Below are 24,551 nucleotides of genomic sequence, written 5' to 3' on the forward strand. Positions count from 1 at the left end.
CCGGCCCCTGAGGCCCCGATCCCCACGGATCGGGGCCTCGTCGTCTGCGGGGAGGGGCGACGGCGTCGGTAGGCTGGGCGTGTGGGGCGCCCGGCGGGGGCGTCCGCCCGCGGACCCTGGAGGAGCGACCCATGAGTGTGATCGACGTCGGCCTGCGCGAGGGCCACGAGTACCGCGTCCGCGACACCTGGCTGACCGTGCCGAACCTCATCACCCTGGCCCGCTTCGCCCTGGTCCCGGTGTTCGTGTGGCTCACCGTCGACGGCCGGCACCTGGACGCGTTCGTGATCCTGGCGGTGCTCTCCGGCACGGACTGGGTGGACGGCTACGTGGCGCGCCGGTTCGACATGATCTCCACGGTCGGGCGGTGGCTCGACCCGGTGGCGGACCGCCTCTCCCTGCTGGTGGTGGCCGTGACGTTCGTGGCCACCGGCATCGCCCCGCTCTGGCTCGCCCTGGCCATCGCGATCCCGGACCTCGTGCTCGCCGCCGTGTGCCTGTGGCTGTTCGGCGGCAGCCCGGATCTGCCGGTCACGGTCCTGGGCAAGGTGCGCACCGCGCTGCTGCTGGTGGGCACGCCCCTGCTGCTGCTCGCCCGTGTGCCGGGGGTCGACGGCGGCCCGTGGAGCGGCGTGGCCCTGGCTCTGGTCGGCGCCGGTTGCCTGCTGCACATCCTCGCCGCGGGGGACTACCTCGTGCGCGCGGTGGGCAAGGCCCGCGGCCTGCGGGCGGACGGTCAGGACCCGCGCGAGCACCCGTCCCGCCGGGGCTGACCCCCTCGCGCATCCTCGTGCCGGCGCCGACGGTTGCTACCGTGGGACGCGCGCCGTGCCCGCGGCCGATCCTCACGGCACGGGCCGGGCGCCGTCGTGCCATCGCCACCACAGAGAGGGACCGCCGTGTCCGACCGTCCCGGGATCGCCGCCGACCGCCCCCTGAAGGTGCTGATCGCCGCAGACACCTATCCGCCGCACGTCAACGGGGCCGCCACCTTCGGCCACCGCCTCGCCACGGCGCTGCACGCGCGCGGCCACGAGGTCCACGTCGTGATGCCGCGCAGTGACGCCGGCCCGGACACCGTGGAGCACCGGCCGGAGGCCACCGTGCACCTGCTGCGCTCCCTGCCGGCGCCGACGCACGAGTACTACCGTGTGGTGCTCCCGCGGCACGCCAAGACCTCCTTCCGCCGCATCTACCGCGAGGTCCAGCCGGACGTCGTGCACGCCCAGTGCCACTACATGATCGGCGAGGCCGCCATCAACGAGGCCGAGCGGCGCCGCATCCGGATCGTCTCCACGAACCACTTCATGCCGGAGAACCTCGAGCCGTTCCTGCCGTTCCCGCAGTGGTTCCTGGACATCGTCTCCCGGGTGTCGTGGAAGGACATGGGTCGGCTCATGGGCAAGGGCGCGGTGGTCACCACCCCCACGGCCCTCGCCGCGCAGGCCATGGCCGAGCACGCCGGCCTGGACAACGTCCTCCCGGTCTCCAACGGCATCGATGCGAGCGCCTACGAGCTGCAGCCGGGGGAGAGGGTGGACCATCCCGGCCATCCGGTCGTGCTCTTCGTGGGGCGGCTGGCCGTGGAGAAGAACGTGGAGGTGCTGATCCGTGCGATCGCGCACCTGGCCCGCACCCGTCCCGACCTGGACGTGCACGCCGAGATCGTCGGCGACGGCGAGCAGCGCGACCGCATCCGTGCCACGGTGGACGAGGAGGGGGCGGCCGACCGCGTCCTGCTGCGCGGCCACGTCTCCGAGGAGGAGCTGCGGGCGGCCTACCTGCGCGCCGACGTGTTCTGCCAGCCGGGCACGGCGGAGCTGCAGTCCCTCGTGACCCTCGAGGCGCTCAGCGCGTCCACCCCGGTGGTCCTCGCGGACGCCCTCGCGTTGCCCCACCTCGTGGACGAGGGCGTCAACGGCCACCTCTTCCCGCCCGGGGACCACGTGGCCCTGGCCGAGCGGATCGCCCGGATCCTCGACCTCTCGGACGCGGAGCGCGCCGCCATGGGTGAGGCGTCCCACGCGAAGGCCCTGCACCATTCCGCCCAGAAGACGGTGGACATCTTCGAGCGCCTCTACCGCGGCGCGACGGCCGCCGAGGTCCGCGCGCTGCTCTGAGACCCGTCGGTAGGATGGGCGGGTCCCGCGCGATGCCGCGGGGGAGGGGCGTTAGCTCAGTCGGTCAGAGCAGGGGACTCATAATCCCTGGGTCGCGGGTTCAAGTCCCGCACGCCCTACAGAAAACGGCCCCCGGCCGCGCGGTATGGCGCGGGCCGGGGGCCGTCGTCGTGCCGGTGCTCAGTAGCGGGCGGCCACCGCGAGCATGTCGGACTTCATGATCGTCGTGGAGGTGAACACTAGGCCCGCGTCCTCGTTGAGGGCGTGGGCGAGCTGGCCGCCGCCCATGTACATGGCCGTGTGGTAGATGCGGCCGGTGGACTGGTTCGCATAGAACACGAGGTCGCCGGGCTGGGCCTGGGAGATCGGCACGTAGGACTTCGCGGCGAGGTACTGGTCGCCGGCGCGGCGCGGGATGGAGATGCCGGCCCGGGCCATGGCCTGCTGGGTGAGGCCGGAGCAGTCGAAGCCGGAGGGGCCGTTGCCGCCCCACACGTAATAGGAGGACGGGTTCCGGACGGCGGAGCGCACGTAGTCGACGGCAGCCTGCTTGGACGCGGGCGCCGGCGCAGGGGCGACGGCGGGGGCGCTGGAGGTGGAGACCGAGGTGGTCTTCAGGACCATCCCCGGGTGGAGCATGGTCGAGGAGCTCATGCCGTTGATGGACTGCAGGATCGAGGCGGACACCCCCGTGCGGTAGGAGATGATCCACCAGCCGTCGCCGGCCAGCACGGTGTAGGTCGAGCCCGAGGTGGACGGCGCCGGGGCCGGGGTCGGGGTGGCAGTGCCGGAGGTCTTGAGGACCATGCCGGGATGCAGCACGGTCGCGGCGGTCATGCCGTTGAGCGACTGCAACCTGGACATGGAGACGCCGGTGCGCTGGGCGATGATCCACCAGCCGTCGCCGGAGCGGACGGTGTAGGCGGTCTCGGCGGCCTGGGCGGTCTCGGCGACGGACACGGTGCCGACGCCGGTCAGGGCGGCGGCGCCCAGGGCGAGGGCCACGGAGGCGGCGGCGGTGCGGGGGGCGCGACGCACAGCGGCGTGCGAGGAGGTCACGGACATCGGATCTTCTTCCCGGACAGGACCTGCGGCCCATGAGGGCGGTGCCTCCGGGCGATGCCCGGAACGAGGCCGGACCGCGGGTGCGAGTTGACGAGCAGTGCGGATGACCGGGTACGCGAGGACGCGGAGGAAGCCCCGGTGTGGCGGATCGGCTGTAACCGATCCGTGATCAAGATACACGATCGTTATCGAAACGCAATCAGAAATCCGGATGACGTCCAGGTGGCCGATCGGCGCTCGACGCGCCCCGGTCGGCACCTACCGTGCGCGGCTGTCCCCGCCCCTCTCCGGCGCGGCGCTAGCGTGGTGCGGGTGAGCCCCTCCCGCCCCCTGCGCCTGCTGATGGACGCCCGCTACACCCGCACCGACTTCCACGACGGCATCTCCCGCTACGGCGCGAGCCTCATCGAGGCGGTCGCCCGCCGGACCGACGCGCCGGGCCCGGAGGGGGCCGACGTCGAGGTCGAAGTCGCGATGCTGATCTCGGACGAACGACAGCTGGCCCTGCTCCCGGACGGCGTGCCGTGGCACCTCGTCTCCGGCCCCACCTCCCCACGCGAGCCGTTCGTGGCCCGTCAGGTCGCGCGCCTGCGACCGGACGTCGTCTTCTCGCCCATGCAGACCATGGGGTCGTGGGGGCGGGACTACGCGCTGATCCTCACGCTCCACGACCTCATCTACTACGAGCACCGCACCCCGCCGCGGAACCTGCCCGAGCCGATCCGCTGGCTGTGGCGGGCCTACCACCTGACCAAGACCCCGCAGCGGCTCCTGCTCGACCGCGCGGACGCGGTCGCCACGGTCTCCCGGACGACGGCGGAGCTCATCGACCGGCACCGCCTCACCCGGCGTCCGGTCCACGTCATCGCCAATGCGGCGCAGACGGTACCGGAGCCGCGTGACCCGGACGAGACCCCGGACCGCACGCTGCTCTACATGGGCTCGTTCATGGACTACAAGGACGTCGAGTCCCTCGTGGCGGCCGCGCCCCTGCTGCCGGGCTACGCGCTGCACCTGCTCTCCCGCATCAGCCCGGAGCGCCGCGGGCAGCTCGAGGCCCGGCTGGCCGCGCGCCGCGCCGCCGCGGGGGCCGCCGGCGCGGACGTGGTCTTCCACGACGGCACCGACGAGGCCGAGTACGTGCGCCTGCTCCGCCGGGCCACCGCGGCCGTCACCCTCTCCCGCGCCGAGGGCTTCGGCCTGCCCGTGGCCGAGGCGATGGCCCATGGCACGCCGGTGGTGTGCTCGGACCTGCCGATCTTCCGCGAGATCGCCGGCGCGGGCACCCCGTCCTTCCGGGGTGTCCCGCTCGAGGGGGACCGGGCGGCCGCGCTCGCGGCCCGTGTGCGGGAGCTCGAGGACCCCGCCGAGTTCGCCGCGGCCTCCCGGGCGAGCGTCGCTCAGGCGGCCCGGTTCAGCTGGGACGAGTCCGCTCGCCGACTCCTGGACCTCACGGCCGCGCTGGGTGCGGCGCGGCGTGCGGCCAGAGCACGGACGGACCGCTCCAGCCGATGAGCACCAGCGGGTCGAGGTAGCGATCGAAGGCCGCGTCCCCCACCCGCCAGCCGTCGGGCTCCCGCACGCCCCAGTGCACGCACGCCCGCGTGCAGTGGGGTGGCGCCCCGGCCAGTCGCCCCACCGGGTCGCCTGCGGCGACGACGGCCCCCACGGCGACATCCGCCTCCACCGGCTCGAGCGAGCTGCGGGTCCCGTCCTCGTGCTCGAGGGTCAGCACGGGGCGGTCGACCACGACCCCGGCGAACACGACTCGGCCCGCCGCCGGTGCCCGGATCGCTGCGCCGGACGGCACGGCGAGGTCCACGCCCCGGTGCCCCCGACCCCACGGTCGCTCGGGCGCGACGAACGCGCGGAGCACGTCATCCGGGGCGGCGCCGGCCACGGGCGCGTGCCACGCGACCGGCGCGGCCGTCGATCCCGGACCTGCCGGGGACGCCGCGACGAGCAGCAGCGCGTCGCGCCCCGACGGTGCGGACGTGGCCCGCGGCACGGCGTCGAGGCCGCCCACCCCCGAGGCGAGGACGAGCCAGGCGAGCAGGGCCGCCGCGACGCACCCCGCGATGTGCGGGCGCGGGAGCGGACGGGGGAGGTGGGTGCGTGGGGTCATGGCGACAGCCTGGCGTCCCGGGCGGCCGCGTGGCGGGCCCGCAGTGCGATCGTGGAGAGCGCCCGCCGCACCGGTCCCTGTGCAGGAGTCGGCGATGGGAGCGGTCGCCCACCTGGGGTACGATTCACCTCAGCGGTGTCCTGTGGCCGGCCCAGTGCTATGCCCCGGACACCGACTCCGCGCATCGCGGTGGGTCGCTCCAGCGGCCCAGCCCCCACGCTCGGTCCCGTCCCCGCCGTCCTCCTGGAGAGGGCGTCGGCGCGGGTGCTCGTGGGGCCCGGCAGCCCGCCGTCGTGATGCCAGGGGCCGCCCGACCGGGCCGGCCGCCAACCGTCAAGAAATCGACCGGCAGACCGCCCGCGCGTGAAGCGCGGGGTGTCACGGCTGCCACAGAAGGGAACGTCATGCCCGTCGTGACCATGCGCCAGCTCCTCGACTCCGGTGTCCACTTCGGCCACCAGACCCGCCGCTGGAACCCCAAGATGAAGCGCTTCATCTTCACCGAGCGCAACGGCATCTACATCATCGACCTCCAGCAGTCGCTGTCCTACATCGACCGCGCCTACGAGTTCGTCAAGGAGACCGTCGCCCACGGCGGCACCATCCTGTTCGTCGGCACCAAGAAGCAGGCCCAGGAGGCCATCGCGGAGCAGGCCGGCCGCGTGGGCATGCCCTACGTGAACCACCGCTGGCTCGGCGGCATGCTGACCAACTTCTCCACCGTCTCCAAGCGCGTGCAGCGCATGAAGGAGCTCGAGGAGATCGACTTCGAGGACGTGGCCGGCTCGCAGTTCACCAAGAAGGAGCTGCTGCTGCTCAACCGTGAGCTCGAGAAGCTGCAGGCCAACCTCGGCGGCATCCGCAACATGGCCAAGACCCCCTCCGCCGTGTGGGTCGTGGACACCAAGAAGGAGCACCTGGCCGTCGACGAGGCCCAGAAGCTCGGCATCCCGGTCGTCGCCATCCTGGACACCAACTGCGATCCGGACGAGGTCGCCTACCCGATCCCGGGCAACGACGACGCCATCCGCTCCGTGAACCTGCTGACCCGCGTGGTCGCGGACGCGGTCGCCGAGGGCCTGATCGCCCGCCAGGGCGGCAAGTCCGGCCAGGCGGCCGCCGAGCCGATGGCCGAGTGGGAGCGCGAGCTGCTCGAGCAGCACAACGCCCAGCAGGCCGAGCAGGCCGAGGCCCCCGCCGCCGAGGCACCGGCCGAGCAGGCCGAGGCCCCCGCTGCCGAGGCGCCGGCCGAGCGGGCCGAGGCCCCCGCCGCCGAGGCCGCCCCGCAGGGCGAGTGATCCCGGCCGGTCCGTCGGCCCGGCCTCACCCGGCCGGGCCGACGGACCGGATCAGACCCCGAACATCCCGCACAACCCACACCACGGGAAGGACCGAACGAGCATGGCGAACTACACCGCTGCTGACATCAAGGCCCTGCGCGAGCGCACCGGCGCCGGCATGATGGACGTGAAGAAGGCTCTGGACGAGGCCGACGGCGACGCCGAGAAGGCCATCGAGATCATCCGCGTGAAGGGCCTCAAGGGCGCCACCAAGCGCGAGGGCCGCTCGGCCGCCGAGGGCCTCGTGGCCGCGACCGTCGAGAACGGCGTCGGCGTCATGATCGAGCTCAACTGCGAGACCGACTTCGTGGCCAAGGCCGACAAGTTCATCGCCCTGGGCGACGTGGTGCTGCGCGCCGCCGTCGCCTCCGGCGCCACCGACGTCGACGGCCTGCTGGCCTCCGAGCACGAGGGCCGCACCCTGGGCGACTACGTGACCGAGGAGGGCGCCCTGCTGGGCGAGAAGGTGGCCGTGCGCCGCCTGGCCCGCGTGGAGGGCGCCTACGTGGACGCCTACCTGCACAAGACCTCCAAGGACCTGCCGGCCCAGGTGGGCGTGCTCCTCGCCGTGGACGCCGACTCCGCCGAGGCCAAGACCGCCGCGCACGACATCGCCGTGCACGTCGCGGCCTACTCGCCCACGTACCTCACCCGTGAGGACGTGCCGGCCGAGACCGTCGAGAACGAGCGTCGCATCGCCGATGAGACCGCCCGTGCCGAGGGCAAGCCGGAGCAGGCCCTGCCGAAGATCGTGGAGGGCCGCCTGACCGGCTTCTTCAAGGAGATCGTGCTCGTGGACCAGCCGTTCGCGAAGGACCCGAAGCAGACCGTCGGCAAGGTCGCCTCCGACGCCGGCACCAACGTCACCGGGTTCGCCCGCTTCCGCGTCGGCAACTGACCGCCGCACCCGGACCGGCCGCTCCCGGTCCACGCCCCGCGGGGGCGTAGGATCGGGAGCGACCCGAGGTCCACTCCGGCGCCGGATGGCGCCGACGACCATCGCATGACGGGGTGGCCGCCCCGACCGGGCGGCCACCCCGTCCGCGTGTCCGCCCCCGGGACGGCCGTCCCCGGCCCGACCCCCCACCGACCAGGAGATGCTTCCCATGGAGACGAACCGCGCCCCCGAGGACCCGACCACCGCCCACGCCCCGCAGACCTCGGACGACACCGGCCGCCGTCGCGTGCTGCTCAAGCTCTCGGGCGAGGTGTTCGGCGGCGGCAAGATCGGCGTGGACCCGGAGACCGTCCGCGGCATCGCCGAGCAGATCGCCGCCGCGGCGGACCAGGTGGAGATCGCGATCGTCGTCGGCGGCGGCAACTTCTTCCGTGGCGCCGAGCTGTCCGAGAACGGGATGGACCGCCGTCGGGCCGACTACATGGGCATGCTCGGCACCGTGATGAACTGCCTGGCCCTGCAGGACTTCCTCATCCAGGCCGGGGTCACCACGCGCGTGCAGTCCGCCATCCACATGGAGCAGGTGGCGGAGTCCTACATCCCGCTGCGCGCCATCCGCCACATGCAGAAGGGCCGCGTCGTGATCTTCGGCGCAGGCACCGGCCTGCCCTACTTCTCCACGGACACCGTGGCGGCCCAGCGTGCCCTCGAGGTCGGGGCGGACGAGGTCCTGATGGCCAAGTCCGGCGTGGACGGCGTCTACACCGCGGACCCCAAGAAGGACCCCACCGCCGAGCGTCTCACGCACCTGACCTACGACGAGGCGCTGCTGCGGAACATCCGCGTGATGGACCTGACCGCCATGACCATGTGCAAGGACAACGACCTGGACATGCGCGTGTTCGGCATGGAGGGCCCGGGCAACGTGACCCGCGCCCTGCTCGGCGAGCCGATCGGCACCACCGTCACCGTCTGAGGCGCGCCGCGTAGGATGGCGGCAGACCTGTTCCACCACACCGAGGAGACACCGTGATCCAGGAGACCCTGCAGTCCGCCGAAGAGCAGATGGACCGCACCATCGAGGCCACGCGTGAGGACTTCGCCTCCGTGCGCACGGGCCGCGCCAACCCGGGCCTCTACTCCAAGGTGATGGTTGACTACTACGGCTCGTTCACCCCGCTGCAGCAGCTGGCGTCCTTCACCACCACGGACGCCCGCACGCTGCTCATCACCCCGTTCGACCAGTCGGCCCTGCGCAACATCGAGAAGGCGCTGTCCGAGTCCGAGGTCGGCGCGAACCCGTCCAACGACGGCAAGGTCATCCGCATCGTGATGCCGGAGCTGACCGAGGAGCGCCGCAAGGAGTACGTGAAGCTGGTCAAGTCCAAGGCGGAGGAGCACAAGATCTCCGTGCGCAATGCCCGCCGCAAGGCCAAGGAGGCCATGGACAAGGCCGTCAAGGACGGCGAGGTCGGCGAGGACGAGGGTGCCCGCGGCGAGAAGGAGCTGGACGCGCTCACCAAACGCCACGTCGAGCTCATCGACGAGATGGCCAAGAACAAGGAGCAGGAGCTGCTGGAGGTCTGAGCCTCCCGCCGTCCGCGCTCGCCCCATGACCTCCGCCGTGTCCACCTCGCCCGCACCCCCGCGCGGCGGCCGCGACCTCAAGTCCGCCGTCCTCGTGGGGGTGGGGCTGCTGGCGACGGCCCTGGTCGGCCTCTTCTGGCTCGACTGGCTGCTGGTCCTCCTCGTGGTCGCCCTGCTGGTCGGCGCGGTGTCCGAGATCGCGACGGCGGTGCGCGGCATCGGCCTGGACGTGCCGCGGCCCCCGCTCTGGGTGGCCGCGGCGGTCCTGCCGCTCACCGCGTGGCGGTGGGGGGTGCCCGCGCTGTTCATCGCCCTGGTGGCATGCCTGGCGCTGGTGGCCGTGTGGACGGCGCTGACGCGGCGGCGTCCGGCGGGCCAGTTCATGCTCGCGGGCGTGTTCATCGTGCTGTGGGCGCCGTTCCTGCTCTCCTTCGCCGCGGCGCTCCTGGACGAGCCGCTGGGGCACCGCATGGTGGCGGTCCTGCTGCTGATGGTGGTCTCCAACGACACGTTCGGCTACATCGTGGGCTACCGCTTCGGCCGCACCCCGATCGCCCCGCGCATCAGCCCCAAGAAGTCCTGGGAGGGCCTGGCCGGCTCCCTGGCGGGCTCGGTGCTGGTGGGCGTCGTCGCCGTCCCCCTGCTGGTCGGCCAGCCGTGGTGGGTCGGCGCCGTCCTCGGCGTGACCACCGTCGCCGCCGCCACCTCGGGGGACTTCTCCGAGTCCATGGTCAAGCGTGAGCTCGGCATCAAGGACATGTCCTCCGCCCTGCCCGGCCACGGCGGCGTGATGGACCGCCTGGACTCCCTCGTGTTCGCCGCGCCGGTGGCCTACACCGTGCTGGCGCTGCCCCTGACCTGATCCACCCCTCGACCCGGCACGTCCGGGACCCACACCGCAGGAGACGCCCATGACCCCCCGCACCACCCCGGACGCCGAGCCGGTCTTCGAGCTCGTCGAGCAGGACGAGATCGGCTACGAGACCACCCACGTGGACGCCTTCATGGCGCGTGCCCGTGAGGCGCGCGACGGCGGTGCCCCGCTGACGGCGGAGGAGGTGCGCCAGGCCCGCTTCGCGACCGTCAACGGCGGCTACGCCACCGACGAGGTGGACGACGAGCTGGACCGTCTGGAGGAGGAGCTGGCCGCCGCCGAGCGTCAGGCCTTCGTCGCCGAGCGCGGGGACGAGGACTGGGCCGCGGACCTCGAGGAGCGCGTGGCCGAACTCGTGGCCCGCGCCGATCGGGCCCCGGCGGAGCGCTTCCGCCGCCCCTCCCGCGCGGACGCCGTGAGCTACGACGTGGACCAGGTGGACGCGCTCGTGGACCGTCTGCGCGTCACCCTGGCCGGTGCGGAGGACTCGACGGATCCCGGCGCCGAGGGCGGGCTGACCGCGGACGACGTGCGCCGCGCGTCGTTCGGCGAGGCCGAGGGTGCCGCCGGCTACGAGGAGGGCCAGGTCGACGCCTACCTCGACGCCGCCGTCGACGTGCTGCTGCGCCGCGCCTGACACCCGGCCCTCGCGCGGCGGCCCCGGGCAGAGTGGCGCAGATCACACTCACGTGAGTACAATCGCACCACCGAGACGCCGCGCGCTCCACCCCTGCTCGCGCATGCGTACAACTCCCTCGCCCCGCACCGTGGGCGTCGATCGGAAGGCAGTCCAGTGACCCTCGTGGACCACACCCGTCCCACCGGCGGACAGTCCGCCGGCTCTCCGCCCCCGGCGGGCCCGGCCGAGGCCGTGATGCTCCAGGTGCTCGACACGGAGGGCCGCCGCCGTCCGCAGCCGGAGCTCGACCCGTGGATCGAGGACGTCGACGCCGACGCCCTCGCCGCGCTGTACCGTCAGATGGCCGTGGTCCGGCGCCTCGACGTCGAAGCCACGCACCTGCAGCGTCAGGGCGAGCTCGCCCTGTGGCCCCCGCTGCTGGGCCAGGAGGCCGCCCAGGTGGGCTCCGCGGTCGCGCTGCGCCCGGACGACTTCGTCTTCCCGTCCTACCGTGAGAACGGCGTGGCACTGCTCCGCGGCGTCCCCGCGCTGGACCTGCTGCGGGTGTGGCGCGGCTCCACGTTCTCGAGCTGGGACCCGAACGAGACGCGGGTGGCCACCCAGCAGATCATCATCGGCGCGCAGGCCCTGCACGCCGTCGGCTACGCGATGGGCGTCCAGCGGGACCAGGCGGACGTGGCCACGATCGTCTACTTCGGCGACGGCGCCACGAGCCAGGGGGACGTCAACGAGGCCATGGTCTTCAGCGCCTCGTACCAGTCGCCCGTGGTGTTCTTCTGCCAGAACAACCACTGGGCCATCTCCGAGCCCGTGCGCCTGCAGACCCGCCGCAGCATCGCGGACCGCCCGTGGGGCTTCGGCATCCCGTCGATGCGCGTGGACGGCAACGACGTCCTGGCCGTGCTCGCCGCGACCCGCGCCGCCGTCGAGCGCGCGGCCGACGGGGGCGGCCCCACCTTCATCGAGGCCGTCACCTACCGCATGGGTCCGCACACCACCGCGGACGACCCCACCCGCTATCGGGACGACGCCGAGCTCGAGGCCTGGAAGGCCCGTGACCCGCTGACCCGCGTGGAGGCGCACCTGCGCACCCTCGACGTGGACGTGGACGCCGTGCTCGCGCAGGCCCAGGCCGAGGCCGACGAGCTGGCGGCAGAGGTCCGCCGCGCCCTCGAGGCGCTCGAGGAGGACGGCGCGGACAGGCTCTTCGACGAGATCTACGCCGAGCCCCACCAGGAGCTCGAGCGGCAGCGCCGCGAGCACGCCCTCTACCTGCAGCAGTTCGGCGACGAGGAGGCGGGCGCGTGAGCGAGCGCATGACCTTCGGCCGGGCGATCAACCGCGGCCTGCAGCGTGCCCTGGCCGACGACCCCAAGGTCCTGCTCATGGGCGAGGACATCGGCGCCCTCGGCGGCGTGTTCCGCATCACCGACGGCCTGCAGGCCGAGTTCGGCGAGGACCGGGTGCTCGACACCCCGCTGGCCGAGTCCGGCATCGTGGGCACGGCCATCGGCCTGGCGATGCGCGGCTACCGGCCCGTCGTCGAGATCCAGTTCGACGGCTTCGTGTACCCGGCGTTCGACCAGATCGTGGCGAACCTGGCCAAGCTGCGTGCCCGCACCCGCGGCGCCGTGCCGATGCCGGTCACCATCCGCATCCCCTTCGGCGGCGGCATCGGCTCCCCGGAGCACCACTCCGAGTCGCCCGAGGCCTACTTCCTGCACACCGCGGGCCTGCGCGTGGTCTCCCCGTCCTCCCCACAGGAGGGGTACGACCTCATCCGCGCCGCGATCGCCTCGGAGGACCCGGTGGTCTACCTCGAGCCCAAGCGTCGCTACCACGACAAGGGCGACGTGGACCTGGACGTCGCGATCCCGCCGATGAGCCCGGCCCGCATCCTGCGCGAGGGCCGTGACGCCACGCTCGTGGCCTACGGCCCGCTCGTGAAGACCGCCCTGCAGGCCGCCGAGGTGGCGGCCGAGGAGGGCGTCGAGGTCGAGGTGGTCGACCTGCGCAGCCTGTCCCCGCTGGACACCGGCCTCGTCGAGTCCTCGGTGCGGCGCACCGGCCGGCTCGTCGTGGCGCACGAGGCCTCCCGCACCGGCGGCCTCGGCGCCGAGCTCGTGGCCACGGTGGCCGAGCGCGCGTTCCACTGGCTCGAGGCCCCGCCGGTGCGCGTCACCGGCATGGACGTGCCCTACCCGCCGTCCAAGCTCGAGCACCTGCACCTGCCGGACCTCGACCGCATCCTCGACGGCCTGGACCGTGCTCTGGGCCGACCGAATTCGCTGGACTCCGTGGACGCGTTCGCCGCCCCCGAGACCGCCGAGCAGTTCCTCGCGGCCCAGAACGCCGGGGAGGAGACCCGATGAGCCAGAAGACCTTCCGCCTGCCCGACCTCGGCGAGGGCCTGACCGAGTCCGAGATCGTGACGTGGCGCGTGGCCGAGGGCGACGCGGTGAGCGTGAACCAGGTGCTCGCCGACGTCGAGACGGCCAAGGCCGTGGTCGAGGTCTCGAGCCCGTTCGCGGGCGTCGTCGCGGCCCTGCACGGCGCCGAGGGTGAGACCCTCGAGGTCGGTGCGCCCCTGGTGACCTTCACCCTCGAGGGCGCCGAGCCCGACGTCGGCGGGCCCGCCGAGGGTGACGGCCGCGTGCCCACCCTCGTCGGCTACGGCGCCGCGCCGGACACCGGCAAGCCCGGCCGCCGTGCGCGGCGCGGCTCCGCGGCCCCGGCGACGTCGGCCGCCCCGGCGGGCGAGCCCGCCCGCGGACAGGCGCCGTCCACGTCGGAGGCGGCCCCCGCCGGCGCCGGGCGCCCGCAGCCCGAGGCCGCCGAGCCGGACCGCGCGGACGCGGCCCACGAGCCGGCCCCGGGCGAGCGACCCCGGTGCACTCCGCCCGTGCGCCTGTACGCGCGCCGCGCGGGCGTGGATCTGGAGCAGGTCACCGGCACGGGTGTGGGCGGGGTCATCACCCGCGCGGACGTCGAGGCGTTCCTGGCCGGGGGCGGGCAGCCCGCGGCCGCGGCGGCGCCGCCGCAGTCCGGCGCCGAGTCGGGCTCGACCGGGGGCGTCCGCACCCTGGGTGGCCGCCCGCGCACCGAGGCCGTGCCGGTCAAGGGCGTGCGCAAGGCGACCGCGGCGGCCATGGTGCAGTCCGCGTTCACCGCCCCGCACGTGACCGAGTTCCTGCAGGTGGACGTCACCGAGACCATGGAGCTGCTCGCCGAGCTCAAGGCCTCCCGCGAGTTCCGGGACGTCAAGCTCACGCCCATGACGCTCGCCGCCAAGGCGTGCCTCGTGGCGATGGAGCGCACCCCGGACGTCAACGCCCGGTGGGACGAGGCCGCCGGGACGATCGTCCAGCAGAACTTCGTGAACCTCGGTTTCGCCGCCGCCACCCCCCGCGGGCTGATGGTGCCGAACGTCAAGGACGCCCAGGCGATGAGCCTGAGGGAGCTGGCCGACGCCATCCGCGATCTCACGGGCCTCGCCCGCGAGGGGCGGCTGTCCCCGGCGGATCTGGCCGGCGGCACCTTCACGCTCACGAACGTCGGGGTGTTCGGCGTGGACGCGGGCACCCCGATCATCAACCCGGGTGAGGGGGCGATCATCGCGATCGGCCAGGTCCGGAGGATGCCGTGGGAGCATCGCGGCGAGATCGCCCTGCGGGACGTCATGACGCTGTCCCTCTCGTTCGACCACCGCTTCGTGGACGGCGAGCAGGGCTCGCGCTTCCTCGCGGACGTCGGCGCGATCCTGCGCCGCCCGGGTCTGACCCTGACCATGGTCTGACGGCCCCGGACGCGCCGCGGCCCCGCCACCCGGGCACCGGGAGGCGGGGCCGTCGTCGTGGCAGGCCGGTGCGGCCGCCGGCACGGCGGGGGCCGCGGGGCGCGCTCAGTCGGCGGCGGGCAGCTCCATCACGAGCTCGGTGATGACCTCGGCACGGGCGTTGGAGAAGACCTTCTCCTCGCCGACGGTCTCGAAGCCGCGGCGGGAGAGCACCTTCACGGAGCCCACATTGTCCTCGGGCACGTGCGCCCGCAGCGGGCGGGCGGTGTGCTCCTCCAGGAACCGGTCCACGGCCGCGGTCGTCAGCCCCAGGCCCCAGTAGTCCTGCGCGGTCCAGAAGGACAGCTCGCCCACGCCGTCCTGCTGGGTGCACACGAGCGCACCCACGGCGCGGCCCTCGTGCTCGATGGTCCGCACGACGGTGTCCTCGTCCCCGAGCAGGTGGGCCCAGTGGTAGTCGAAGACACCGCGGTCCCGGGGGTTGCGGGGGGCGAAGGCGGACATCAGGTTGGCCTGCTCGTCCTGCTGGTGGAGGAAGAACTCGTCCAGATCCTCGGGTCGGACGTCACGAAGAAGCACGGCGGTGGACCTCTCGGGGCGGGGTTCGACGGCGTCGCCGTCGCGGGTACCGGCCACCGTACCACCGGGCACGACGTCGGCCCGCCGGGCCGGTGCCGCCCGCTCAGTCCTCGCCGGAGAGCGGCCCGGGGGCCGTGGCCGCGGCCCAGGCCATGGCCACGAGGGTCGCGCGGCGGGCCGCGCGGTCGGCCGCGGTGCGCCGCACCGAGCGGGGGGTGGAGTTGAGCAGGCCCAGCACGGCCTGGGCGCGGAACACGGCGGTGGCCTGGTCCTCGCGGGGGTGGACGACCTGCAGCTGGCGCGCCCACACGTCGATGTAGGCGCGCTGGGTGCGCGTGATGGCCGTGCGCGCGCCGTCGGGCAGGGCGGACATGTCGCGGTCCTGCACGCGGATCACGTCGCGCTGGGCGAGGGCGAAGTCCGCCTGGAAGCCGATGAGGGCCCGCAGGGTCTCCGCCCCCGGCGCGTGCTGCGCCTCGGCGGCCAGCCCGCCGTCGAGCAGGTCCTGCGAGGCCGTGTCGAGGATCGCCGTGAGCACGGCGGCCTTGCCGGCGAAGTGGCGGTAGATGGCGGGGCCGCTGATCCCGACCGCGGCGCCGATGTCCTCGAGGCGGACCGCGTCGAAGCCCCGGGCCGCGAACAGTCGCGCCGCGGCCGCGAGCAGGTCCACCCGGCGTCGGGCCTTGGCGGCCTCCCGGGCGGTCGGCGGGGTCGCCGGGGCGGCGGGGGACGCGGGATCGGCGGCGGGCATGGGTTCCACTGTAGGACGAGACGAGGCGCGCCGGGCGCCCGGTCGACGTCCGTGACGATCGTCACTACACTGAGGCTCGGTTCAGTTAGTCGTCATTCACTGAAGGGGGTCTCATGACCGCCAGCACCCCGGCCCCGGCCGCGCAGTCCGCGCCCACCGTGGCCGAGCGCAACGCGGCCGGCCACGCTCGGCTCGAGCAGGAGCTCGCCGACCTCGTCGCCCGCACGTCGCTCGGCGGGCCCGAGCGCTCGCGCGAGCGCCACACCGGCCGCGGCAAGCTGCTGGTGCGGGACCGCATCGACGCGCTGCTCGACGAGGGCTCGCCCTTCCTCGAGGTCGGCGCGCTGGCCGCGCACGGCCTGTACGACGGGGACAGCCCCGCCGCCGGCGTCGTGGCGGGCATCGGCCTGGTCCACGGCCGCCTCGTGATGGTGGTCGGCAACGACGCCACCGTGAAGGGCGGCACCTACTACCCCATGACGGTGAAGAAGCACCTGCGGGCCCAGGAGATCGCCCTGGAGAACCGCCTGCCGTGCATCTACCTCGTGGACTCCGGCGGCGCGTTCCTGCCCCGCCAGGACGAGGTCTTCCCGGACCGCGAGCACTTCGGCCGCATCTTCCGGAACCAGGCGCTGCTCTCCTCGCAGCGCATCCCGCAGCTGGCCGCGGTGTGCGGCTCCTCCACGGCGGGCGGCGCGTACGTGCCGGCCATGTCGGACGAGACCGTGATCGTGCGCGAGCAGGGCACCATCTTCCTCGGCGGCCCCCCGCTCGTGAAGGCCGCGATCGGGGAGGACGTCTCGCCCGAGGACCTCGGCGGCGGCCGGCTGCACGCCGAGCGCTCCGGCGTCGCGGACCACCTGGCGGACGACGACCTGCACGCCATGCAGATCCTCCGGGACATCGTGGCCACCCTGCCCCCGGCCGAGGCGCCGGCCTGGGAGGTCGCCCCCGCCGCGGAGCCCGCCAAGGACCCGGCCGAGCTGACCCGCGTCGTGCCCGTGGACGTGAACACCCCCTACGACGTGCGCGAGGTGATCGACCGCCTCGTGGACGGCGGCTCCGTCCACGAGTTCAAGCCCCTCTACGGCACCACCCTGGTCACCGCGTTCGCGCGGATCGACGGCCACCCCGTGGGCGTCCTCGCCAACAACGGCATCCTGTTCGGAGACTCCGCCCGCAAGGGCGCGCACTTCATCGAACTGTGCGACCAGCGCGGCATCCCGCTGCTGTTCCTGCAGAACATCTCCGGCTTCATGGTGGGTCGGGACGCGGAGGCCGGCGGCATCGCGCGCGACGGCGCCAAGATGGTCACCGCCGTCGCGACCGCCCGCGTGCCCAAGCTGACCGTGGTGATCGGCGGCTCGTTCGGCGCCGGCAACTACGCGATGTGCGGCCGCGCCTACTCACCCCGCTTCCTGTGGATGTGGCCGAACGCGCGCATCTCCGTGATGGGCGGCCCGCAGGCCTCCTCCGTGCTCACGCAGATCAAGCAGGACCAGCGGGCCGCCGCGGGGGAGGAGCCGATGTCCTCCGAGGAGGTCGAGGCCTTCCAGGCGCCGGTCCGTCGGCAGTACGAGGACCAGGGCAGCCCCCTGTACTCCACCGCCCGCCTCTGGGACGACGGGGTGATCACCCCCGGCCAGACCCGCCGGGTGCTCTCCCTGGCCCTCGACGTCATCTCCCGTTCCCCGCTGCCGGACTCCCGGTTCGGCCTGTTCCGCATGTGAGCCACCAGTGACCGAGAACCACGCCCAGGGGACGCCCCTGTTCGACACCGTGCTGTTGGCCAACCGCGGCGAGATCGCCGTGCGCGTCATCCGCACCCTGCGCCGCCTCGGCATCCGCTCGGTGGCCGTGCACTCCGACGCCGACGCCGACGCGCGGCACGTCCGCGAGGCGGACACGGCGGTCCGCCTCGGCCCGGCACCGGCTCGCGAGTCCTACCTGGACATCGACGCCGTCGTCGACGCCGCGCGCCGCACCGGCGCCCAGGCCGTGCACCCCGGCTACGGCTTCCTGTCCGAGAACGCCGACTTCGCCCGCGCGCTGGAGGCGGCCGGCATCGTGTTCGTGGGCCCTCCCGTGGGCTCGCTCGACGCGATGGCGGACAAGATCCGCGCGAAGGAGACCGTGGCCGCGTACGACGTGCCGGTGGTCCCCGGCATCCAGGACCCCACGCTCACCGACGCGCAGATCACGGCCGAGGCCGAGCACGTCGGCTTCCCGCTGCTGATCAAGCCCTCCGCGGGAGGCGGCGGCAAGGGCATGGTGGCCGTGCGCGCCGCCGAGGAGCTGCCCGGCGCCCTCGCCTCGGCCCGACGCACGGCGCGCTCGGCGTTCGGCGACGACACCCTGCTGCTCGAGCGGCTCATCACCGCGCCCCGGCACGTCGAGGTGCAGGTGTTCGCGGACGCCCACGGCGCCACCGTGCACCTGGGTGAGCGCGAGTGCTCCCTGCAGCGCCGCCACCAGAAGGTGATCGAGGAGGCCCCCGCGCCCCTGCTGACCGGGCTGGCGCACGGGGCCGAGCTCCGCGAGCGCCTGGGCCGGGCCGCCGTGGACGCGGCCGTGTCCGTGGGCTATCGCGGCGCCGGCACCGTCGAGTTCCTCGTCTCGGACGAGAACCCGGACGAGTTCTTCTTCATGGAGATGAACACCCGCCTGCAGGTGGAGCACCCGGTCTCCGAGGAGGTCGTCCGGGTGCGCGGACAGCGCCTGGACTTCGTGGAGCTGCAGCTGCGCATCGCCGCGGGGGAGCCGCTCGGCTTCGCCCAGGAGGACGTGAGCCTCGACGGCGCCGCCGTCGAGGCCCGCGTCTACGCGGAGGACCCCGCGAACGGCTTCCTGCCCTCCACCGGGCCGGTGCTGCGCTGGCGCGAGCCCGCCGGAGAGGGCGTCCGCGTCGACACGCTCCTGCTGCCCTCGCAGGGCGAGGAGCGTGCGTTCGGCACGGTCCTGACGATCCGCGACGACGAGGGTGCGCTGTGGGAGGGGCTCGCGGCCCCGGACGGCGCACAGCCCGAGATCACCGGCTTCTACGACCCGATGATCGCCAAGCTCATCACCCGCGGCGCCGACCGCACCGAGGCCCTCGAGCGGCTCGACGCCGCGCTCGCGGACACCGTGCTGTTCGGCGTCCGCTCTAACCTGGGCTGGCTGCGCGAGCTCGCTGCCCGCACGGATGTGCGGACCGGCCGGCTCACCACCGAGCTGATCGACGGCCTCGAGGCGTGGACCGCCCCCGCGCTGCCCGAGGACCTCGCCGCCCTCGCGGCCGAGGCCCTGGCCGACGTGTCCGAGGACGCGGCCGCCGCCGAGCAGCGCGCGGCCGGCACCGCGTGGGCCCGGGCGGACGGCTGGCGCGGCGCGGGCGCCCCGCAGCCCGGGATGCGCGTGCGGGTCGGGGACGAGGACCGCATCCTCACCGCCCCCGCCGCCGACGCCGAGGTGGACGAAGACGCCGGAGCCCTGGCGGGTGTCAACCTCCTGGCCGGTGACCCGCGGGACCCACGCTCAGCGTGGCTGCACCGCGACGGCGCCGCGTGGCAGGTCCGCCGCCTCACCCGGGCCGAGGTGGTCGAGGCCGCCCGCGCGGCCGCGGCCGCGCGCCGTGCCCCGGCCGGCGCAGCGTCGCCCGAGGCCCGCACACCCATGCCGGGCACCGTCGTCGCCGTGTCCGTGGCCACCGGGGACACCGTGGCCGCGGGCCAGGAGCTGGCGGTGGTCGAGGCCATGAAGATGGAGCACCCCGTCACGGCCGCCGTCGCCGGCGTCGTGACCGTCCACGTCGCCGAGGGCGACCCCGTGGCCGCGCAGGCGTTGATCGCCGTCGTCGAGCCCGCCGAGAACGCAGCACCCGAAGAGAACGCCTGAGAACAGGAGAGGACCATGAGCACCAAGCACCGCACCCTGCCCGCCCTCGAGGAGGACTACCAGGTCCTCTCCGACACCGTCCGCGAGTTCGCCGACGAGGTCGTGGCCCCGGTCTCCGCCGAGCTGGACGCCAAGCACGAGTTCCCGTATGAGATCGTGGCCCAGATGGGCGAGATGGGCCTGTTCGGCCTGCCGTTCCCCGAGGAGTACGGCGGCATGGGCGGCGACTACTTCGCCCTGGCCCTGGCCCTCGAGCAGCTCGGCCGCGTCAACCAGTCCGTGGCCATCACCCTCGAGGCCGGCGTCTCCCTGGGCGCCATGCCGCTGCTGAAGTTCGGCACCGAGGAGCAGAAGCAGCGCTGGCTGCCGGACCTCGTGGCCGGCACGCACCTGGCCGGCTTCGGCCTCACCGAGCCGGGCGCGGGCTCCGACGCCGGCGGCACCCAGACCACCGCCGCGCTCGAGGACGGCCAGTGGCGCATCAACGGCGCCAAGGAGTTCATCACCAACTCCGGCACGGACATCACCTCGCTCGTCACCGTCACCGCCGTGACCGGCACCGTGGAGGGCAGGACCGGCCACGACGGCCGCCCCGCCAAGGAGATCTCCACGATCCTCGTGCCCGCCGGCACCGAGGGCTTCTCCGTGGCCAAGGCCTACGACAAGGTCGGCTGGAACTCCTCGGACACCCACGCCCTGCACTTCACGGACGCGCGCGTGCCGGAGGAGAACCTGCTGGGCGCCCGCGGCCGCGGCTTCGCCCACTTCCTCGAGATCCTCGACGAGGGCCGCATCGCCATCGCGGCCCTGGCCACCGGAGCGGCCCAGGGCTGCGTGGACGAGTCGGTCGCCTACGCCACGCAGCGGACCTCGTTCGGCCAGAAGATCGGGCAGTTCCAGGCCGTGTCCTTCAAGATCGCCCGCATGCAGGCCCGCGCGCACGCCGCCCGCCTGGCCTACTACGAGGCCGCCCAGAAGATGCTGGCCGGCAAGCCGTTCAAGACCGAGGCCGCCATGGCCAAGCTGATCGCCGGCGAGGCCGCCATGGACAACGCCCGGGACGCCACCCAGGTGTTCGGCGGCTACGGCTTCATGAACGAGACCCTCGTGGCCCGTCACTACCGCGACTCCAAGATCCTCGAGATCGGCGAGGGCACCACCGAGGTGCAGCTCATGCTGATCGCCCGCGAGCTGGGCCTCTGACGTGACGGAGCGCGTCGAGATCGAGCAGCGGGGCCGCTACGCGGACGAGCTGGCGGTCGGTCAGGTCTACCTGCACCGGCCCGGCCGCACGCTCACCGAGGCGGACAACGTGCTGTTCACCACCCTCACCATGAATCCGCAGGCCCTGCACCTGGACCACGCGTACGCGGCGGACCAGCCGTTCGGCCGCCCGCTGGTCAACTCGATGCTGACGCTGTCCACCCTGGTGGGCCTCGCCGTCGGGCAGACCACGCAGGGCACGCTCGTGGCCCAGCTCGGCCTGGGGGAGATCGCGTTCCCGAAGCCGGTCTTCCACGGGGACACGCTCTACGGGCGCTCCGAGGTCACCGCGATCCGCGAGTCCTCCTCGCGGCCGGGGCAGCGGATCGTCACGTTCGCGATGACGGGGGAGAACCAGCACGGCGACGTCGTCGTCCGCGCCCAGCGCACCTGTCTGATGTGGACCGCGCAGGCGCACGCGGAGGCCAAGGCGAAGGCCGCCGACGCCGCAGGGACGGGAGAGCGGGCATGAGCGCGCTGACCCTCGGACCGGCCGTCATGTTCACCCCGGCGGACCGCCCCGAGCGGTACGCCACGGCGCTCGAACGCGCGGACGCGGTGATCCTCGACCTCGAGGACGCCGTCATCCCGGAGGCCCGGCCCGCCGCGCGGGACGCCGTCGCGGCGGCCTGGGCGGGGCGGGCGACGGGCGGGGTCGACGGCGGCCCGCTGGACGAGGACCGCGTGGTGGTGCGCGTGAACCCCGCGGGCACCGCGGACCACGACGCCGACCTGGCCATGCTCGCCGGGACGGGCTGGCGCACGCTCATGCTCGCCAAGGCCGAGTCCGCCGCGCAGGTGGACGGGGTCGTCGCCGCCCTCGGACCGCAGACCCGCGTCGTCGCCCTGTGCGAGACCGCGGCCGGGATCCTCGCCGCCGCCGAACTGGCCGCCCACCCGCACGTGGGTGCGCTGATGTGGGGCGCCGAGGACCTCGTGGCGTCGATGGGCGGCAGCTCCTCCCGCACCCCCGAGGGCGCCTACCGCTCCGTGGTCCAGCACGCCCGCGCGACGGTGCTGCTGGCGGCGGCCGCCCACGGCGCGGCCGCATGGGACGCCGTCCATCTGGACCTCGGCGACGAGGCCGGACTGGCCGCCGAGGCCGAGGACGCCGCCGCCCTGGGCTGCACCGCGACCGTGTGCCTGCACCCGCGCCAGGTGCCCGTCGTGCGCTCCGCCTACACGCCCGCCCCGGAGGCGGTCGAGCGCGCCCGGCGCGTCCTCGCCGCGGCCGAGGGCCGACACGGGGCCTTCGAGCTGGACGGGACGATGGTCGACGAGGTGGTCCTCGCCCAGGCCCGCGCGGTCCTGCGCCGCGCGGACGCGGCCCGGCCCGCGGGCGCCTGACCGGCTCCCGGGCGGCTCCGCGCCCCGGCGGCCCCGTGCCGTCGGGGCGCGGCCGTGTCCGCACGGCTGCACACCGGGGCTGGGCTGTCACATGGGTTCACGGCCCAGGGGCGCGCTTGACGGCGCACCCCTGGGCCCGACAGAGTGTGTTTGTCATCACAGTGATCTGTCTCACACTGATTCGTCCCACGCACCCCGGAGGGCCCATGTCATCCAGCGAGCCCACGGCGCCGGTCCCCACGGCCGCGCAGTTCCGCGCCGCGCAGCAGTCCGAGGAGTTCACCGAACTCCGGCGCACCCACCGATCCTTCGCCTTCCCCATGACCGTGGCGTTCTTCGTCTGGTACCTGGTGTTCGTGATCGTCGGCGCGTTCTTCCCCGAGTTCATGGCGATCCGCCTCGGCGGCAACATCACCCTCGGCCTGATCCTCGGCCTGCTCCAGTTCGTCACCACGTTCCTGATCACCTTCGCCTACGTCCGTTTCTCCAACCGGACCCTGGACCCCCGCGCCACCGCGCTGCGTGAGCGCCTCGAGCGCGAGGCCGCCGGCGCCCACGAGAACCCGGAGGCCACGCGATGAGCGCGCTCACCCCCCTGCTCCAGGCCGCCCCGCAGACGGTCGGCAACCCCGCCGTGAACATCGGCATCTTCGTCGCCTTCGTGGTGGTCACCCTCGTGATCGTGATCCGCGCGTCCAAGACGAACGCGTCCTCGGCCGACTACTACGCCGGCGGCCGCGGCTTCTCCGGCACCCAGAACGGCACGGCCATCGCGGGTGACTACCTCTCCGCGGCCTCGTTCCTGGGCATCGTGGGCGCGATCGCCCTCTACGGCTACGACGGCTTCCTCTACTCCATCGGCTTCCTCGTGGCGTGGCTCGTGGCCCTGCTGCTGGTGGCCGAACTGCTGCGCAACACCGGCAAGTTCACCATGGCGGACGTGCTGTCCTTCCGCCTGCAGCAGCGACCCGTGCGCATCGCGGCCGCCTTCGGCACCATGGCCGTCTGCCTCTTCTACCTCCTGGCCCAGATGGCCGGCGCCGGCGGCCTCGTGGCCCTGCTGCTGAACATCAACGACCGGGCCGGCCAGGCCCTCGTGATCGTGATCGTGGGCGTGCTCATGATCGTCTACGTGCTGATCGGCGGCATGAAGGGCACCACCTACGTGCAGATCATCAAGGCGGTCCTCTTGATCGCCGGCGCGGGGATCATGACCGTGTGGACGCTGGCCCTGTTCGGCTTCGACTTCAACGCCTTGCTGGGGGCCGCCGTCGAGAAGAACCCGAAGGGCGAGGCGATCCTCGAGCCGGGCCTGCAGTACGGCGCCAGCGCGCTGACCCGCCTCGACTTCGTGTCCCTGGGCCTCGCGCTCGTGCTCGGCACGGCCGGCCTGCCGCACGTGCTCATGCGGTTCTACACGGTGCCCACCGCCAAGGAGGCGCGCAAGTCCGTGGTGTGGGCCATCGTCCTCATCGGCGCGTTCTACCTGTTCACCCTCGTGCTGGGCTACGGCGCCGGCGCGCTGATCGGTCCCGAGCGCATCCTGGCCGCGCCCGGCGGGCAGAACTCCGCAGCCCCGCTGCTGGCGTTCGAGCTCGGCGGCTCCATCCTGCTGGGCCTGATCTCGGCGGTCGCGTTCGCCACCATCCTCGCGGTGGTCGCGGGCCTGGCCATCACGGCGGCGGCGTCCTTCGCCCACGACGTGTACGGCTCCGTGATCGCCAAGCACCCGCTCACCCCGCAGGAGGAGGTGCGGATCGGCAAGATCACCGTAGTGGTGATCGGCGTCCTGGCGATCGTCGGCGGCATCGCCGCCCAGGGCCAGAACGTGGCGTTCCTCGTGGCGCTCGCCTTCGCGGTGGCGGCCTCGGCGAACCTGCCGACCATCCTGTACTCCCTGTTCTGGCGGCGCTTCACCACCCGCGGCGCGGTGTGGTCGATGTACGGCGGACTGCTCTCCGCGATCATCCTGATCGTCCTGTCCCCGGTGATGTCCGGGACGCCGACCTCGATGATCCCGGGCGCGGACTTCGCGGTGTTCCCGCTGAAGAACCCGGGCATCGTCTCCATCCCGCTGGCCTTCTTCCTCGGCTGGCTCGGCTCGGTGACCTCGTCGCGTGCCGAGGACCCGGACAAGCAGGCCGAGATGGAGGTCCGCTCCCTCACCGGCATCGGCGCCGAGAAGCCGGTGCAGCACTGATCCGCAGCTGACCCGGTCCCACGGGGGCCGGCGGGGCGGGACGTCGCGGTGCGGCGTCCGTCCGGCCGGCCCCCCGTCCGTGTCCAGGCC

Annotated in this window: 23 protein-coding genes and 1 tRNA gene; 20 read left to right on the top strand and 4 right to left on the bottom strand. The window is 73.5% G+C overall.

All coding sequences use genetic code 11. The annotated features are described in order from the left end of the window. Positions 1-131 precede the first annotated feature (131 nt). From B1A86_RS03230 to B1A86_RS03240, 3 genes are all read left to right on the top strand, one after another. Positions 132-773 (top strand): CDP-alcohol phosphatidyltransferase family protein, encoded by a 642-nt coding sequence (locus B1A86_RS03230; protein WP_078026176.1) that lies wholly within the window; start codon positions 132-134, stop codon positions 771-773. 126 nt (positions 774-899) lie between these two features. Next, entirely contained in the window at positions 900-2,120 is a 1,221-nt protein-coding gene (locus tag B1A86_RS03235; protein ID WP_078026175.1) for a glycosyltransferase, read from the top strand. A gap of 45 nt (positions 2,121-2,165) precedes the next feature. Continuing rightward, a tRNA-Ile gene (locus tag B1A86_RS03240) sits at positions 2,166-2,239 on the top strand. Positions 2,240-2,300: 61 nt separating this feature from the next. Here B1A86_RS03240 and B1A86_RS03245 read toward each other — a convergent pair. After that, on the bottom strand, positions 2,301-3,185 hold the full coding sequence (locus tag B1A86_RS03245; RefSeq protein WP_036339471.1) for a LysM peptidoglycan-binding domain-containing C40 family peptidase: 885 nt from the start codon (positions 3,183-3,185) through the stop codon (positions 2,301-2,303). 312 nt (positions 3,186-3,497) lie between these two features. Here B1A86_RS03245 and B1A86_RS03250 point away from each other — a divergent pair, with 312 nt between their 5' ends. Continuing rightward, the gene (locus B1A86_RS03250; RefSeq protein WP_080694985.1) at positions 3,498-4,700 is read left to right on the top strand and encodes a glycosyltransferase; all 1,203 of its coding nucleotides are present in this window, start codon (positions 3,498-3,500) and stop codon (positions 4,698-4,700) included. On the opposite strand, the gene B1A86_RS03255 is transcribed toward B1A86_RS03250, so the two are convergent. Then, positions 4,636-5,310 (bottom strand): peptidoglycan DD-metalloendopeptidase family protein, encoded by a 675-nt coding sequence (locus B1A86_RS03255; RefSeq protein ID WP_052001192.1) that lies wholly within the window; start codon positions 5,308-5,310, stop codon positions 4,636-4,638. The two genes, B1A86_RS03250 and B1A86_RS03255, sit on opposite strands and share 65 nt — an antisense overlap. 404 nt (positions 5,311-5,714) lie before the next feature. Here B1A86_RS03255 and rpsB point away from each other — a divergent pair, with 404 nt between their 5' ends. From rpsB to B1A86_RS03300, 9 genes are all read left to right on the top strand, one after another. Continuing rightward, positions 5,715-6,608: a 30S ribosomal protein S2 gene (gene rpsB, locus B1A86_RS03260; protein WP_036339469.1), complete on the top strand. Its 894-nt coding sequence runs from the start codon at positions 5,715-5,717 to the stop codon at positions 6,606-6,608. A 103-nt stretch (positions 6,609-6,711) separates the two neighbouring features. Next, positions 6,712-7,548 carry a translation elongation factor Ts gene (gene tsf, locus B1A86_RS03265; protein ID WP_078026174.1) on the top strand — a complete coding sequence of 279 codons (837 nt, stop codon included), beginning with the start codon at positions 6,712-6,714 and terminating at the stop codon, positions 7,546-7,548. Positions 7,549-7,756: 208 nt separating this feature from the next. Continuing rightward, positions 7,757-8,524 (top strand): UMP kinase, encoded by a 768-nt coding sequence (gene pyrH, locus B1A86_RS03270; protein ID WP_002857706.1) that lies wholly within the window; start codon positions 7,757-7,759, stop codon positions 8,522-8,524. A 53-nt stretch (positions 8,525-8,577) separates the two neighbouring features. Beyond that, on the top strand, positions 8,578-9,135 hold the full coding sequence (frr, locus tag B1A86_RS03275; RefSeq protein WP_036314042.1) for a ribosome recycling factor: 558 nt from the start codon (positions 8,578-8,580) through the stop codon (positions 9,133-9,135). Between the two features lie 25 nt (positions 9,136-9,160). Further along, complete coding sequence (locus B1A86_RS03280; RefSeq protein ID WP_036314044.1) at positions 9,161-9,997, top strand: phosphatidate cytidylyltransferase; 837 nt, start codon at positions 9,161-9,163, stop codon at positions 9,995-9,997. A 49-nt stretch (positions 9,998-10,046) separates the two neighbouring features. Continuing rightward, a complete protein-coding gene (locus B1A86_RS03285; RefSeq protein WP_036314046.1) occupies positions 10,047-10,646 on the top strand; it encodes a DivIVA domain-containing protein in 600 nt (199 codons plus the stop codon). A 156-nt stretch (positions 10,647-10,802) separates the two neighbouring features. Then, on the top strand, positions 10,803-11,957 hold the full coding sequence (pdhA, locus tag B1A86_RS03290; protein WP_036314048.1) for a pyruvate dehydrogenase (acetyl-transferring) E1 component subunit alpha: 1,155 nt from the start codon (positions 10,803-10,805) through the stop codon (positions 11,955-11,957). An 8-nt stretch (positions 11,958-11,965) separates the two neighbouring features. Beyond that, positions 11,966-13,021, top strand: a complete 1,056-nt coding sequence (locus tag B1A86_RS03295; RefSeq protein ID WP_051995228.1) for an alpha-ketoacid dehydrogenase subunit beta — start codon at positions 11,966-11,968, stop codon at positions 13,019-13,021. Then, on the top strand, positions 13,018-14,445 hold the full coding sequence (locus B1A86_RS03300; protein WP_036314052.1) for a dihydrolipoamide acetyltransferase family protein: 1,428 nt from the start codon (positions 13,018-13,020) through the stop codon (positions 14,443-14,445). The genes B1A86_RS03295 and B1A86_RS03300 overlap by 4 nt, the downstream gene beginning before the upstream one ends. A gap of 105 nt (positions 14,446-14,550) precedes the next feature. On the opposite strand, the gene B1A86_RS03305 is transcribed toward B1A86_RS03300, so the two are convergent. Then, positions 14,551-15,024, bottom strand: a complete 474-nt coding sequence (locus B1A86_RS03305) for a GNAT family N-acetyltransferase (RefSeq protein ID WP_051995227.1) — start codon at positions 15,022-15,024, stop codon at positions 14,551-14,553. A 103-nt stretch (positions 15,025-15,127) separates the two neighbouring features. Further along, positions 15,128-15,775: a TetR/AcrR family transcriptional regulator gene (locus B1A86_RS03310; protein ID WP_036338402.1), complete on the bottom strand. Its 648-nt coding sequence runs from the start codon at positions 15,773-15,775 to the stop codon at positions 15,128-15,130. Between the two features lie 113 nt (positions 15,776-15,888). On the opposite strand from B1A86_RS03310, the gene B1A86_RS03315 reads away from it, so the two are divergent. From B1A86_RS03315 to B1A86_RS03345, 7 genes are all read left to right on the top strand, one after another. Further along, positions 15,889-17,505 carry a carboxyl transferase domain-containing protein gene (locus B1A86_RS03315; RefSeq protein ID WP_078025525.1) on the top strand — a complete coding sequence of 539 codons (1,617 nt, stop codon included), beginning with the start codon at positions 15,889-15,891 and terminating at the stop codon, positions 17,503-17,505. A 7-nt stretch (positions 17,506-17,512) separates the two neighbouring features. Further along, the gene (locus tag B1A86_RS03320; RefSeq protein WP_078025526.1) at positions 17,513-19,651 is read left to right on the top strand and encodes a biotin carboxylase N-terminal domain-containing protein; all 2,139 of its coding nucleotides are present in this window, start codon (positions 17,513-17,515) and stop codon (positions 19,649-19,651) included. A gap of 15 nt (positions 19,652-19,666) precedes the next feature. Continuing rightward, positions 19,667-20,854 (top strand): acyl-CoA dehydrogenase family protein, encoded by a 1,188-nt coding sequence (locus B1A86_RS03325; RefSeq protein ID WP_036314059.1) that lies wholly within the window; start codon positions 19,667-19,669, stop codon positions 20,852-20,854. 1 nt (position 20,855) lies between these two features. Next, positions 20,856-21,386, top strand: coding sequence for a MaoC family dehydratase (locus B1A86_RS03330; RefSeq protein WP_041104218.1), 531 nt, complete (start codon positions 20,856-20,858; stop codon positions 21,384-21,386). Continuing rightward, complete coding sequence (locus tag B1A86_RS03335; protein WP_078025527.1) at positions 21,383-22,261, top strand: CoA ester lyase; 879 nt, start codon at positions 21,383-21,385, stop codon at positions 22,259-22,261. Before B1A86_RS03330 ends, B1A86_RS03335 begins: the two co-directional genes overlap by 4 nt. Before the next feature lie 206 nt (positions 22,262-22,467). After that, a complete protein-coding gene (locus tag B1A86_RS03340) occupies positions 22,468-22,842 on the top strand; it encodes a DUF485 domain-containing protein (protein ID WP_036314063.1) in 375 nt (124 codons plus the stop codon). Beyond that, positions 22,839-24,461 carry a cation acetate symporter gene (locus B1A86_RS03345; RefSeq protein ID WP_036314064.1) on the top strand — a complete coding sequence of 541 codons (1,623 nt, stop codon included), beginning with the start codon at positions 22,839-22,841 and terminating at the stop codon, positions 24,459-24,461. Before B1A86_RS03340 ends, B1A86_RS03345 begins: the two co-directional genes overlap by 4 nt. The last annotated feature ends 90 nt before the right edge of the window (positions 24,462-24,551 follow it).

The organism is Micrococcus sp. KBS0714 (genome assembly GCF_002008305.4).
Lineage (GTDB): Bacteria > Actinomycetota > Actinomycetes > Actinomycetales > Micrococcaceae > Micrococcus > Micrococcus luteus.